This window comes from Sphingobacterium thalpophilum, assembly GCF_038396785.1.
Taxonomy (GTDB): domain Bacteria; phylum Bacteroidota; class Bacteroidia; order Sphingobacteriales; family Sphingobacteriaceae; genus Sphingobacterium; species Sphingobacterium thalpophilum_A.
Map to the genome: position 1 here is coordinate 4,351,235 of NZ_CP151087.1, position 13,728 is coordinate 4,364,962.

Sequence of the window (13,728 nt, forward strand, 5' to 3'; positions counted from 1 at the left end):
ATTAATTATCATGGGAATTCCAAAAAATATATTTCAAACATTTAAGGATAATAAGATTCCTTGGCTTACGAAACTCTATATTCGCTCGTTTTTGAAAAAGAACAAGGATTATTCGTATGAGTTCTATGATGATCAAAGGGTGAGTGACTTCTTTGCTGAACATTTTGATGAGCGTATTAATAAAGCCTATCATCGTCTTCAGATAGGGGCCGCTAAAGCAGATTTCTTTCGCTATGCTGTTTTGTATATATATGGAGGCATTTATATAGATTTAGATAGTGATTTGTTAGTTTCTATCGATAAATATCTAAATAAGGATGACGTTGCGGTAATAACGCATGAGAATAATAGGAGCCTATATGCACAATGGGCACTGATCTTTGATAAGGGACATCCTTTTTTAAAAAGAACGATGGAACTGATTGTGGATAATATTGAACAGAATCGATTTCCACACGATGTGCATGCGATGACAGGACCAACAGTTTATACATTAGCGATTAATGAGGTTCTGAAAGAAAATCCGAGTGTGGCGTATCGCTGCATTGAAGATGATTATAAGGGATTACTGAAATTTAAGTATAAATTAGGCAAACTTATGATTTATAAAGACAAGTCTAACCATTGGAAGAAACTGCAACTGCGTATTCCTGTTGTAAAGCCTGATAAGGACTTTTAGGTTTGTTTATTTTAAGGGAGAGTTATTTTTACTTATTTTTGAGGAAAAGCATTGCACATCGATGAATTTCAAAAGAATCTTTTTGCGAAATAAGAATAATAAGATTTACTATTATATTAAAGCAATTCTTAGAGAGCTAGTTCCTGGAAGCCTTTCGCAAGCCCAACTGAAAAAGCATTTAAATAGCGCATATTATCGCAAAAATGCTACATATATTGATGATAGGGTAAATTATTACAATAAGTTGGAAAGGCTTGAGCCGTTAGATCAGGACGCAATTGAAATAGGGAAATATCGAGTGCCAGAACGCATACGCGTTTATTATTTCGACAGTAAGGAGTATTTACGTTTTTTTAACCCCCAATTGCGATTCAGTATTTTGCCCGGTGATATCATTCATGTTCCCTTACATCCGACTTTACTAAAGAGCCGACCTATTCATGGCAATAACAGCAATGCAGTAGTCTTAAATTTGGATAAGGCAAGACATTTTAATTTTCTTCATGACGATGTGTCTTTTGATAAAAAAATAGATATGTTGGTCGGAAGGAGTGGTTTTGGACAGGTTCATCGTAATAGATTCTACCAATTGTATCATGATCATCCATTGTGTAATATCAAAAAGGCAAATAGATCTTCCGATAAGGATTATTTATCCATCGCAGAGCACCTTGAATATAAATTTATTTTGGCGCTTGAGGGAAATGATGTTGCGACAAACTTGAAGTGGATTATGTCCTCTAATTCTATTGCGGTGATGCCTATGCCTAAATATGAGACTTGGTTTATGGAGGGACGCCTAATTCCAGATTTTCATTTTATTTGTATTAAAGATGATTATTCTGATTTGGAAGAAAAATTACGCTATTTTATGGCAGATGATAATGCGGCTAAGGTGATTGTAAAAAATGCGCATGAATATATTGCGCAGTTTAAAAATAAAAAAATAGAGGATTTAATCGCATTAAAAGTCTTAGATAAATACTTTACGCATACTATTCAGCCTAAATTACAATAAGGACTTATAACAGTTTAATAGTTCTGATGCAATTTTTTCATCATTAAATTTTTGAGCATAGAGACGTCCCTGCGCAATCATGCTGGCGCCGGTTTGGGAATCGCCGAGAATACCTTTGATCGCTAGATTTATTTCGTCGACATTTGAAGGATCGATATAACAAGACGATGGTCCACCAGCTTCCGGAAATACACCCGAATTGGTTGTAATGACAGGGGTGCCAGCATATAAGGCTTCAATGATAGGAATACCAAAGCCTTCAAAGATAGAGGGGTATATAAAAATTGATGCCATCGAATAAATGGTCGATAGTTCTTCAATAGTGAAACCCTGTTTTATAATGACTTTGCTCTCCAATTTATTGGCTACGATATATTTGTTAATTTCCTCAAGATAGGGGGTTTTCTTACCAATTATTAATAATGGGATATCGATATCCTGAATAGCCTTTACAATTTGTAAAACATTTTTTCGTTTTTCAATTGAACCCACATTTAATAGGAAGTCTTTGGGTAAATTATATTTTAACCTTAATTTTTCCTGCTCTTCGGCGCTTTTTGGGACCTTGAAAGCCGGATGACAACCCTGATAAATGACCTCAATCTTATGTTCGGGAATTGCGTAATAATCGATGATATCCGATTTAGTCTGTTCACTAATTGCAATAATTTTATCAGCGTGATTAACAGCTAATTGAAATTTCTTGTTGTATATCCAACGATCTATTGGTTTATAGAGTTCGGGATAGCGTAAGAAGATTAAATCATGTATCGTGACAACGGATTTAATTCCACGGGCTTTTAAACCCCTTGGTATTTCTCCTGTAAGGCCATGAAAGAGTTCTACGCCATCGTTAAGTAGGTCAGATGCTATTCCGAAGCTTCGCCAAAGTGCGGGAAAAGCACGGTTAAATGTAGTTTTGGGTAGACGAATTTTTTCTTCAATAAGTGCCTTCTTCGAAAGATCATTATTACCCAATCTTGGCGTATATTTCAAATAAGTATGCTCAGGATAGTATTGCTCCAGAATACGGATGAGATCTCTACTATAATTACCTAAGCCTGTCCGATTGAGAAAATATCGTTTAGCATCGAATCCAATTGTTATCATGCCTGACTTGGTTTTAGTTTTCTTTAAAAATGTTTTCAAATTTACTTAATACCAAATCCCAATTATAATATTTAGAAACATATTCTTTCGCTTTTGCCTCAATGATGTTCTTATCTGTATTTGGATCTTGCAAATATGTAATAATTGAACTTAAGGAGTTGAAGGAATCATAACAGAAAACAGCTCCACTTTTGCGTTCATGCTCGACCATAACATCACACTTTTTGTTACCAATGACCGGTTTACCCAAGTGGAGCGCTTCTAATGTCAATAGTGATAAGCTTTCGGCGAGTGAGGGATTAATAATGGCAAAGCTTTGTTGCATTAGCGCTTTTTTTTCTTCCTCGCTTACAAAACCAGTATAGATGATATCGGGATCTTGCTCAACATTCATGGTATTTTCTCCTGTAAGTACAAGTTGCAAGTCGATCTGTTTTTCTGATTTTAATTTCAGAAAATAGGCCATAAAATTGTTGATTTTGACTGGCGTAATGCGGCCACAATAAAGTAAGTATGGTGATTTGATCTGATATTTGGCACTGATCGTTGTTGCTGCCGGTAAATCATCTATTTGATTGACTCCTATGCCAACAATTGTATTTTTTGCAAGCGAATTTCTGAAAATTTCTAAACACATTTCTTTTTCACTTTCCGTGTTAAAGGCAATATGATTAACTTTTGAAAATAAAAGTGTGTTGATGCTTCTAAATAACATACTCTCCATATGTGCAGTGGGTATCAGAATAGACTTCTGTGGTACAAGAAGTGATCCCAATATGGTTAGTGGGTTTTCGTAAGTAAAGAAAATGAATTTGTCGAAATCGTGTTGAAATTCCCTAATATAGTTGAGTAATGAAGACGAATAAAATGGATGTCCTTTTAAATATTTTGATTCGTCATCAACTTTGAATTTCCAAATAGGGAATAAGGTAAAAACAGGCTTTGCTAATCCCCAGCGATAGATCAATCGGCGTATTTTCCGGGCGATTTTACTTTTCTTTTCGGAAGATGAATTTTTATCGGTCACAAATCTCCTCACAGATATTCCCCGTATAATTTCTAGGCCCGGAGTGAAATCTTCCTCTGGTTTATTTAAAAACTTGATATTGGTGGTTAATACAGTCACGTCATGTTTTGCTGATAATCGTTCAGCTAGCATTCTACAATGGAATTCGGCTCCACCGGTGATATCCAATCCGTATCGAATGGTTATTAACCCTATCTTCATCCTATTGCTCTTATTTTTTCAATCACCATTTCCGGTGTAATTAAATCAATTGCTTCTATCCCATCACAATCACAGGGCTTGTTGCCATACACTGAACTTGGTCTATTGGGGTGCTCAACTTGGATGCAGTCTGTTTGCTGCTGCCCATAACCTGTGAATCCAGCATAAGGATGCGTTGCTCCCCACAAAGAAAGACACCTTACGCCCATTAACGATGCCATATGAAGTCCGGAAGAGTCCATACTGATCATGAGATCTAGGTTCGAAATCAAATCCAGCTCCTCCCGCAGCGAAAACTTGCCTATCGTATTATAGGTGTTCGGAAATCGCTCTGTCCAGTTTTGGGCAACTTGGAATTCTTGTTCACCACCGCCAAATAACAAAACGTCATAGCCATTATGCGTGAGATCGTCTATCACGTTTTCCATCTTGGTTTGAGGAAAAATCTTATAACGATGTTGCGCAAATGGAGAAATGCCAATTTTCTTCCGGTCGAAATTTGCAAACATACTAAATGCAGCTTTGGGGACATCTTGCAAATTAGAAACCAATTTTTTGCTGAGCTCAAATTTGAACCCTAATGCACGAAAGACATCTGCATAGCGCTCCACCGTTAGCTTTAAAGGAACCTTAATTTTGTTGTTTTCTCGGCTTAAAGCTTTTTTTTCTTCCCGCCCTTTGTCAAGCTGCTTTACTTTTACGCCCGATAAGGAAAATAATAGATCAACTATACGCGAACGCAAATTGAAATGTAAGTCGGCAATAGCATCTGCGCCGTACTGTGCTAGCTCTTTCTTTAGCCTGACCAAACCAAATAAACCTTTATGAATTGTTTTGGGCTCAATGGCGTGAAACCGTATGTTTTTTATTCCATCAAAAAATGGGGCAAAGAATTGCCTGCTGACCATAATAATTTCTACATCAGGGTACTGAATGCAGAATTCTTTCAATACGGAGGCAACCATGGCAACATCGCCCATAGCTGAAAATCGGGTTACTATGATCCGTTGCGGTAAGGACATGTTTTATTTTCCTGAAGAATATAGGACAGGGTTCAATGAAGGGTCGTTATACATTTTCATCTGTTTATAAACCTTCATGTATTTGTCGCCAGATGCGATTGCGGTCATCAATTCATCAATACTTTGGGACAAATCTTTCCTTTGTTCCAATAAAACGTTCAGTTTTTCTTGGCAGGAGATGATATGTGCTTCGGAAGCATCTGTGCGCAATGTTTCCTGCTCCATGTGGTAGATTTTTAACGCCAGAATGGAAAGCCTATCAATAGCCCATGCCGGACTTTCAGTATTGATTGTTGCTGTAGGACTCGCCTGTATATCTTGAAATTTTTGTAGAAAATAACTATCAATATACTCTACGGTATCTGTGCGGTACTGATTGGATTCATCAATACGTCTTTTCCAATATAAGCCTTCTTTAGGGTCAATAGCTGGATTACGTACAACATCTTCCATATGCCATTGCACCGTGTCGATCCAGCATTTTAAATAGAGGAGATGTTCCAAGGACTGTTTGTCATACGGATTTTGGATTGGATGATCAATCTGGTCGTATACGTGGTAATCCTGGATAGCACGCTGAAAAATTGGATTTGCTATTGCACTAATCATGGTACAAACTTAGATAAATTGCTTTTTATATGCAATTTAATTGCGCTTTACATAAAAAACAATTTATCGGTCTCTCCTCAACCATAGATAATACTTTTATTGAGGAAATATAAAATATATTATGGAGTTATTCTTACTATTCAACCGAGACATTGCGTGGTTGAACAGGACGATAAATTTATTTAACATGCAAGGAGTTTCTCTGTTTTCTAGAATGTCGAAAGCAATAAATCAGGAAAGATACCTAAGATCAACACGGCTACGGTACATAGGATTCCAATACATAGGAGTATTATATTGAATTTAACTGCTGTAGATCCCGTATTATCCCTTAAAAACGCATTCAGCGGTATTTTAAAATAATAAAATAGGGAGATAACTGATGTCAACGCACCGACAATAAGCAATACCAATAAACCGAAGGATTGGAAGTTTTGGTATTGTTCGAACACTTTGGAAAAGACCAAAAGTTTTCCAACAAAACCTGCAGTAGGGGGTAGCCCCACCAAAGCGATTAAAACAATTGAAAACGAGGTGAACAGCAGTGGGGACTGCTTTCCTAAGCCGCGATACGATTCAATTGAAGTATTTCCTAAACTAGCTTCCAGAGCATCAATAAAGATGAATACCGCAATATTCATCAAAGCATATATGGAAAGATAAAATAACAGCACGTTGGATTCATTATTCTGATAAACCAATACAGCCATAAGGAGTATGCCGGTATGTCCAATAGAAGAATAGGCCATCATCCTTTTGGCGTCCTGTTGACGTAAAGCGGCTAAGTTACCGATCAACATCGTTGCTACGGCGATCGCAATAATCACATAAGTCAAGAAATCACTAAAATAAAAGGACACGTTAAGCCAGGCTGAAAGTATCTTGGATAATAGCACAACAACAGCAATTTTGGGTACTGTAGCGAGATAGGTTGTAATCACTGTAGGTGCACCTTGATAAACATCCGGGCTCCAGACGTGAAAGGGGAAAAAGCTCAGCTTAAAACCAATACCCGTCAACAAAAATAATAAAGCAATGCTGATCATGATATGAGGGGCTTCCATTAATCCAGCAATATGACTTGGAGCATCAAAATTCAAGTTTCCCGTGAAACCGTATAATAAAGACAAACCATAGAGCATAACCGCAGCACAGATGGATCCGAACAGTACATATTTTAAAGCAGCTTCCGATTGAACTTTTGTTGAAGAGAAATAGCCAACCATAATATAGGAGCTGATCGAAACTGTCTCCACTGCAATAAAGATCATCAACCAGTTACTCGACATAGTCAATAGATTCAGACCCAATGTTGCTGTCAATAGTACCGCATAGAGATCACCTAAGGGGCGGCCATGCGCTTGATGGCGTTGTTGAATGAATATGCAAATAAGGATTGTTGATAACAGGATAATCAGTCGTGCCGAAGTAGCGAAAGCGTCAACCTGGATCATATCAAAAAAGCCAGCCATCTCTACCTTACTGAGTCCCTGGCCCAAAAGGTAACAGCCACTGAACAATAGTCCGATGATAGTAATGACAAAAGAAGTATTCTTCCAGTGTTTGTCAGCAAAAAGACTAGCTAGAATGGTTCCAATAAAAGTGATGATCAGTATCAGTTCGGGTTTAAAATATGGGATACTGACGATAATCTGATCGATGAAAGAACTGATATATGGACTGAATGTGAGCATGCCAGATTAGATAAATTGTTGGATAAAACTCACGAGATTCAGAACACTAGCGTTTAGGTTGTTAAATACTAAAGCCGGCATAATTCCAAGTAATAAGGCGAGCGCTAGGGTAGGAAATAAGATGATCTGTTCGCGTAAATTCACATCTGTTAGCGCATTGCTCCAAGATTCGCCGCCTTTTAAACGTATTTGTCCAAAAAACATGCGTTGCAAGGTCCAGAGTAGGTAGGCGGCACTTAATAGTATACCTATAGAACCTGCTATAGCCATCCAACGGGGCAGTCCTGTGCCAACACTCTCGGCATTGAACGAACCGATAATGACAAAGGCCTCTCCAATAAAAGCTGAAAAGCCTGGTAAACCCAAGGAAGCAAAAAATGCGACAGCAACATAGCCTGTATATTTGGGCATAATTTGAGCTAGGCCACGGAAACTATAGATATTTCTGTCATGTACTCGGTCATAGACCACGCCAACAAGGAAAAAGAGTGCCGCTGATAAGAATCCATGGGAAATCATCTGAAACATGGCGCCAGAAATACCTTCTGCAGTCAGCGATGCAATACCAAGCAGCACAAAACCCATATGAGAGACCGATGAATAAGCAATCATTCGTTTCAGGTCTTTTTGTGATAAGGCATTCAAGGCTCCATAAATAATGGATACAACACCGATCAATCCAAGCCACCAATTGGATAAGGCTGCCATATCGGGAAAGATACTATAACAGATACGGATGATACCGTAACCACCAATTTTCAGAAGGATACCAGCAAGAATAATAGATACTGGTGTCGGCGCTTCAACGTGCGCATCCGGTAGCCAAGTATGTAGGGGAGCAATGGGTACTTTAATGGCAAAGGCAAAGAAGAGCACAATGAAACCGATCAGTCGAGCCGAAACCCCCAAAATTTCCTGGTAACCCTCCCAGCCGAAAATAGAGCCCTCAAGATAATTCTGTGGATTCATCATATAGATCATGTTGAAGGTATGTGCTCCAGTCAAAGGGTTGATTACTGAAAAATACAATCCTACGATAATCAACAACATAAATACCGACCCGAATAGGGTATATAGAAAGAATTTTATGGCTGCGTATTCCCGTCTTGCACCACCCCAGATACCGATCAAGAAGTAGAGTGGCAGTAACATGACTTCATAAAACAAATAGAATAGGAAGAAATCCAGTGCGCAGAAAATTCCCATAATTGCCATATTGAGTACCATGAGCAAGGCAAAGTATCCCTTCGGACTTTTCTGTATATTCCAAGAAGCGCCTATAGCCATTAGCATAACGAAAGCACTCAGCAATAACAAGGGCATGGAGATCCCATCAATACCAATAAGATAATCGATCTCTAATTTACCTATTGATCCTAAATCTAATCGGATCCAAGAAAGCTGTTCAACAAATTGAAAGCCCGCCAGATCTTGGACTCCTGTTTTGCTTGCATCAAACTGTGCATAACATATTCCGGCCAGTACAAATTGTATTGCTGTGAATGCTAAAGCAATATATTTGTAACTCGATTTATAGCGTGTTGGTAAGGCGAGAATGAGCGCCGTAGCCAATAGCGGTAAAAATATCAATAAGGATAGAATAGGCATTTCCTAAAAAAATATAAGATAAATTAAACCAAGTAAAACTAATAAAAAGACGGAATACAATGCTGTCTGTATCTTTCCATTTTGGACCAAGCGAACTTGATTGCCTGTCCAATAGGCTACAGTAGCAACCGTATTAACAAAACCATCTACAATATATTTATCTATCCACACACTTAGCTGTGAGAGGGATAAGACGATAAACTGAATCAAAGAAACGAAAGCGTCAACGATGTGACGATCAAACCAATAACAGAACTGCGCTAATTTTAATATGCCATTCACAAAGACTGCTTGGTAAAATTCGTTGATATAACCCTGGTTGAAAGCGGCTTTTAATGCCTGGCTAGCGGGGTTTAACGGGTATTTATTTTGTACATACCATTTCCAGCCGATGATCCAGCCAATAACCGAACCAAGGAGCAGTATTGCAGGGATAATAAGGTGTGCACTATGGCTTGGTGCAAAAGCATATTCATCCAATAAAAGGCCGTCCATCAACCAGGAATCATGATAAGAAAACGGATTGAATGAGAATACCGGGAATAGACAGAATAGTCCCAAAACAAACATGGGGATCAACATGGTCTTTGGGGCTTCATGTAGTGGATGATCCAGTAGTTTGCCCTGAAGCTGTTTCAACAGTCTGAACTCCCCAAAAAAGGCTTTGAACAGCAAACGACCGATGTAGAAAGCTGTTAAAATACTCACCAGAATCAAACTTATGGGGATGATAAGGTATAAGTTACCTTTTGAAATAGCCCATTCAAAGGAAGAGATAACGATACTATCTTTGGATAGATAACCTGAAGTCAACGGAAATCCTGCAAGTGCTAGCGAAGCTATGCTCATCAGCACGAAGGTCTTTGGCATATATTGACGTAGCCCGCCCATATTCCGTAAATCCTGCGGGTCAAAGTCCAGGTGGCTATGTTCTTTAAGATGGGCCATTTCATGAATGACAGCTCCGGCAGAAAGAAACAACAGACACTTAAAGAAGGCATGAGTCGTTAGGTGAAATAGTGCAGCATCCCATGTTCCAATGCCAATGCCAACCATCATAAAACCAAGCTGGGATATGGTCGAAAAGGCAAGAATACGTTTGATGTCGTATTGGCCAAGCGCGAAGTATGCGGCCAAAGCAGCGGTTATTGTACCAATGATGGCAATAAATAATAAGGCAGATTCATTAAATAATGGAAATACAGTAGCCAGCAGGAATACACCAGCAGCAACCATTGTCGCGGCGTGAATCAGCGAGGATACGGATGTAGGGCCTTCCATGGCATCAGGAAGCCATACATGTAATGGAAATTGTGCGGATTTAGCCATAGCTGCCAAGAAGAAGGCTAATCCAGCAATGGTAAGCCAAATCTGAGGTAAGCTATTGACTGGAGATATCCATAATCCTTGGGCGATTGTGGATTGATAGATTAAGCCATTGTCCCCAAATAGATCGATTAAATTGAGGGTTTTGAACTGTGTAAATAGGATCGCAAGCCCGATTAGAAAACCGAGGTCGCCGATGCGATTGACCAAAAATGCCTTTTTATTGGCTTGTACAGCTGTTTCACGTGTGAACCAGAAGCCGATGAGGAGATACGATGCAAAACCGACCAATTCCCAAAAAACATACATCAACAGGAGGCTATCCATAATGACCAATCCCAACATTGCAAAACAGAATAAGCTGAGATACATCCAATAGCGGTGAATACCTGTATCGCCATGCATATAGGCTCTGGAGTATATATGTACGGGTAAGGCAACAGTCGGTACCAAAAAAAGCATCAAAGTGCTCAAATTGTTCAGCAGGATACCAACTTTAAATGACGTTTCACCGATGGTGAACCAATTTACCTGAATTGATACCGCCGGATTATTCCATATGGAGAACCAGGTTAAGCCGCCAGCGATAAAGCTGAGGATGATGGCCGTGAGAGAAACAAGGCCGGACTGGTCGCGTTTACCTACTATTGCTTGATATACGAATGCCGCTAATGGTGCCACTAAGGTAAGCAGCGCAGTCAGAAGGGGCGATATGTGAACAAATTGATCCAATGCTTACTTGTCTTTTAATTGGTTTATCTCATCCGGATTAATGGTTTTGTAATGTCTATAAACATTTAATACGATAGCCAATCCAACAGCGACTGCGGCCGCAGCAAGAACGATGGCAAATAATGCAAAAATTTGCCCACCATAACTCAATTTATCATATTTTCCAAAAGCAACAAAGTTCAGGATAGCTGCATTGATCATCAACTCAATACCGACCAAAATCATAATTGCATTTTTCTTGGAAAGAACGGTATAAAGACCAATGCAAAAGATGCAGGCACTGACAACTAAAAAATGCGTCAGCGTAATCATATTGTACGCTCCTTTCTGGATAAATGTGAGGCACCTATCAAGGCCATCATCAAAAACACGGATATGATTTCAAATGGCAATACATAAAAAGTCATAAAACGTAATCCGATCTGATGAATATTATTGTCTGTTGCGACAATCTCGGTGTTATTTTCCCTAGCTTGTAAAATCCACGTCGAAGGGGTTTGTTGCCATTCAATAATGCCGTATAGCATGAGTAATAGGAAGCCAAGCACTACAGGAATAGTCTGCCATTTGGGTATGCTTAAGAATGAACCGCTGCTATCTTGGAGATCTTTTAAAAGCTCTTTATTAGAAAGCATAAAGGCAAATAACATCAATATGAGCACGCCGCCAACATACACCATAATTTGTGTAATGGCCACAAAATCGGCTAAAGCAAATAGGTAAAGGCCTGCCATTGCAAATAAGACAATAAAAAACAGGAATAAAGCACGTGCAATATTTTTGAGATTGACGAGCAAAAGTGCTGAACCGATTGCTAGGGTAGCAAAGGCATAGAATAAAATACTTTCCATCTTTTATTTTTGCTTTGCTGCCTCCTTTTCAGCTTGAAATTTGGTCCATTCTGCTTTACGTTGTGCGACTTCGCTATCGGTCATATCGGAGAAACCATAGATAAGATCAGTCAGTTTTTGTGAGCTGCGGTCATATTCGTTGGTCATGGTAATACATTCTGTCGGACATACGACAGTACATAGCCCACAATACATACATTTAGCCATGTCAATGTTGAATTTGGCCGGGTATAGTCTTTTAACGCTACCATCGGAGGTTTTTCCAATCGCTTCTGGTGATTTGATGGCTTCGATTTCGATGCAGTCGACAGGACAAGCCTTTGCGCATAAATCACATACAATACAGTCCTCGATATCGACTTGCAGCTGATAGCGGGCAACCTCGGGGATAGGCATTTTTTCACGCGGATATTGAACAGTAACAATACCTTCCTGCTGATCAAAGTAGTTATCCTTTTTGATATTTAATTCCGTTCGCGAACGTCGGGCACCAAACAAGTGTTTAACAGTCAAAGATAAACCCTTGATTGCCGTACGAAATGCATGCGAAGCCGTTTTAAATATCATATCCTATGCTATAACTAAAATTCGCCAAATTGCAGAAATGGCCATACAAAGAAAAGCCAGCGGCGTCAATACTTTCCAACATAAACTCATCAGTTGATCTGCACGCAACCGCGGTAATGTCCATCGAATCCACATTTGGATACCAACAATAAACAATGATTTGGCTAATGTCCAAAATATTCCCCACACTAAGCCTGTGGTCCAATCGGCCAAACGGATCGCACCTATGTTTGGTAACGGTGTATTCCAAGCTCCTAAGAAGAGAACAACCCCCAACATCGATACCAAAAACATCATGGCATACTCCGCCAAAAAGATAAAGGCAAATTGTATCCCGCCATATTCTGTATGGAAGCCACCGACCAATTCAGATTCGGCTTCCGGGATATCAAAGGGAGCACGATTACACTCGGCAAGGGTTGCGATAAAGAATATGATGTAGGTGATAATCAAATGTGGAGCCTGAAAAATATTCCAGGCGAAGAGGCCCCCAATCTCATTGACTTCCCAAAGGCCCAAGAATTTAATGCTTCCATTGGTTAGGATGCCCTGTCCAATAGCGATTTCATTCAAATTTAGGGTTTGGGTTAGCATAACGACCGTAATTAGGGAGAGGCCTACCGGAATTTCATAGGACACCATCTGTGCTATGGCACGCATGGAGCCTAATAAAGAATATTTGTTGTTAGATCCCCAACCAGCCATTAAAATGCCCAAAGCATCAATGGAGATGATGGCCATTATGAAGAACAGACCCGTATGCGTATCCGCTGGAATAAAATCTTTGGCCCAGGGAATAACGGCAAAACCTGTAAATACAGCCACGAAAATAACGATAGGGGCAACTCTAAAGAGAATTTTATCGGCTGATGAGGGGGTAATTAATTCTTTTTGTAATAATTTGAGAATGTCGGCGATCGTTTGGAGACTGCCATACTTCCCTGTTTCCATCGGTCCTAAGCGATCTTGTACAAATCCTGCGATCTTTCGCTCGGCATATACTGCAAACAAGGTGAAAGCTGCTATAAAGGTGAAAATAGCAATGGGAACCAAGATATGTAGTATTGTTTCTAACAAGTCTTATTTATAATGATTTTTAATAAGAGACCAATGAATACGCAAACTTAACGAAAAACGGGGAATTTAGATAAGGAAAAATTAAAATATACTTAACAAGTAGATTATCGTGACAATAGCGTAACGACAAGTAATCATATCTTGTTCGAGTAGGTGGTTTCGGATGGCTGTAATGCCATCCATGTTAGCTCGGGTGAAAATAAAAAA

Annotated in this window: 13 protein-coding genes; 2 read left to right on the forward strand and 11 right to left on the reverse strand. The window is 39.2% G+C overall.

The window, feature by feature from the left end:
* Positions 1-10 precede the first annotated feature (10 nt).
* Entirely contained in the window at positions 11-679 is a 669-nt protein-coding gene (locus AACH28_RS19165) for a glycosyltransferase family 32 protein (protein ID WP_286709663.1), read from the forward strand.
* Positions 680-740: 61 nt separating this feature from the next.
* Positions 741-1,697, forward strand: coding sequence for a glycosyl transferase family 90 (locus AACH28_RS19170; RefSeq protein ID WP_286709664.1), 957 nt, complete (start codon positions 741-743; stop codon positions 1,695-1,697).
* On the opposite strand, the gene AACH28_RS19175 is transcribed toward AACH28_RS19170, so the two are convergent.
* The 11 genes from AACH28_RS19175 to nuoH all read right to left on the reverse strand — a co-directional run bounded on the left by AACH28_RS19175 (position 1,689) and on the right by nuoH (position 13,521).
* Entirely contained in the window at positions 1,689-2,807 is a 1,119-nt protein-coding gene (locus AACH28_RS19175; RefSeq protein WP_286851262.1) for a glycosyltransferase family 1 protein, read from the reverse strand. The two genes, AACH28_RS19170 and AACH28_RS19175, sit on opposite strands and share 9 nt — an antisense overlap.
* Before the next feature lie 13 nt (positions 2,808-2,820).
* Positions 2,821-4,035 (reverse strand): glycosyltransferase family 4 protein, encoded by a 1,215-nt coding sequence (locus AACH28_RS19180; RefSeq protein ID WP_286851264.1) that lies wholly within the window; start codon positions 4,033-4,035, stop codon positions 2,821-2,823.
* The gene (locus tag AACH28_RS19185) at positions 4,032-5,057 is read right to left on the reverse strand and encodes a glycosyltransferase family 9 protein (protein ID WP_286851266.1); all 1,026 of its coding nucleotides are present in this window, start codon (positions 5,055-5,057) and stop codon (positions 4,032-4,034) included. Before AACH28_RS19185 ends, AACH28_RS19180 begins: the two co-directional genes overlap by 4 nt.
* Positions 5,058-5,060: 3 nt before the next feature.
* Positions 5,061-5,666: a DUF4254 domain-containing protein gene (locus AACH28_RS19190; protein ID WP_286851268.1), complete on the reverse strand. Its 606-nt coding sequence runs from the start codon at positions 5,664-5,666 to the stop codon at positions 5,061-5,063.
* A gap of 209 nt (positions 5,667-5,875) precedes the next feature.
* Positions 5,876-7,360 carry an NADH-quinone oxidoreductase subunit N gene (locus AACH28_RS19195; protein ID WP_286709669.1) on the reverse strand — a complete coding sequence of 495 codons (1,485 nt, stop codon included), beginning with the start codon at positions 7,358-7,360 and terminating at the stop codon, positions 5,876-5,878.
* Positions 7,361-7,366: 6 nt separating this feature from the next.
* Positions 7,367-8,968, reverse strand: coding sequence for a NuoM family protein (locus AACH28_RS19200; protein ID WP_286709670.1), 1,602 nt, complete (start codon positions 8,966-8,968; stop codon positions 7,367-7,369).
* A gap of 3 nt (positions 8,969-8,971) precedes the next feature.
* Positions 8,972-11,026: an NADH-quinone oxidoreductase subunit L gene (locus tag AACH28_RS19205; protein WP_341831257.1), complete on the reverse strand. Its 2,055-nt coding sequence runs from the start codon at positions 11,024-11,026 to the stop codon at positions 8,972-8,974.
* 3 nt (positions 11,027-11,029) lie between these two features.
* Positions 11,030-11,338: an NADH-quinone oxidoreductase subunit NuoK gene (gene nuoK, locus AACH28_RS19210; protein ID WP_075994232.1), complete on the reverse strand. Its 309-nt coding sequence runs from the start codon at positions 11,336-11,338 to the stop codon at positions 11,030-11,032.
* The gene (locus AACH28_RS19215) at positions 11,335-11,877 is read right to left on the reverse strand and encodes an NADH-quinone oxidoreductase subunit J (protein WP_145329395.1); all 543 of its coding nucleotides are present in this window, start codon (positions 11,875-11,877) and stop codon (positions 11,335-11,337) included. Before AACH28_RS19215 ends, nuoK begins: the two co-directional genes overlap by 4 nt.
* A gap of 3 nt (positions 11,878-11,880) precedes the next feature.
* Positions 11,881-12,444 carry an NADH-quinone oxidoreductase subunit I gene (locus AACH28_RS19220; RefSeq protein WP_046672765.1) on the reverse strand — a complete coding sequence of 188 codons (564 nt, stop codon included), beginning with the start codon at positions 12,442-12,444 and terminating at the stop codon, positions 11,881-11,883.
* Positions 12,445-12,447: 3 nt separating this feature from the next.
* Positions 12,448-13,521 (reverse strand): NADH-quinone oxidoreductase subunit NuoH, encoded by a 1,074-nt coding sequence (gene nuoH, locus AACH28_RS19225; protein WP_075994229.1) that lies wholly within the window; start codon positions 13,519-13,521, stop codon positions 12,448-12,450.
* Positions 13,522-13,728: the final 207 nt, after the last annotated feature.